The following is a 278-nucleotide window of genomic DNA, read 5'->3' on the forward strand; positions in this document are numbered from 1 at the left end:
GTGACTGTTCCAGCGCCGGCTGACGACGTCTACAAAGATGCCGGTACCGTCCAGGCAACGATCAGCACAGCGACCGGTGGCAACTTCGAGAATCTGGTGCCGAGCACCGCCCCAGCCGTGACCAGCGTCACTGACACCATCGACACCACGTCGGTGAAACTGAGCGCCACCGGCACCGCAGCAGAAGGCGGCACCGTCACTTACACCGCCACTGTTGGTGCTCCGGTCACTGGTTCGCCGGTCACCGTGACTCTGGCCAACGGCCAGAACATCACCAT

General features: G+C 62.9%; 1 protein-coding gene. It reads left to right on the forward strand.

Features of this window, described 5'->3' with window-relative positions; translation table 11 throughout:
• Positions 1 to 278: immunoglobulin-like domain-containing protein (locus tag K5E40_RS34625; RefSeq protein ID WP_221734452.1), on the forward strand; the 278-nt coding region annotated here is incomplete at both ends.

The sequence above is a fragment of the Pseudomonas baetica genome, from assembly GCF_019733355.1.
Classification (GTDB): Bacteria; Pseudomonadota; Gammaproteobacteria; order Pseudomonadales; family Pseudomonadaceae; genus Aquipseudomonas; species Aquipseudomonas baetica_A.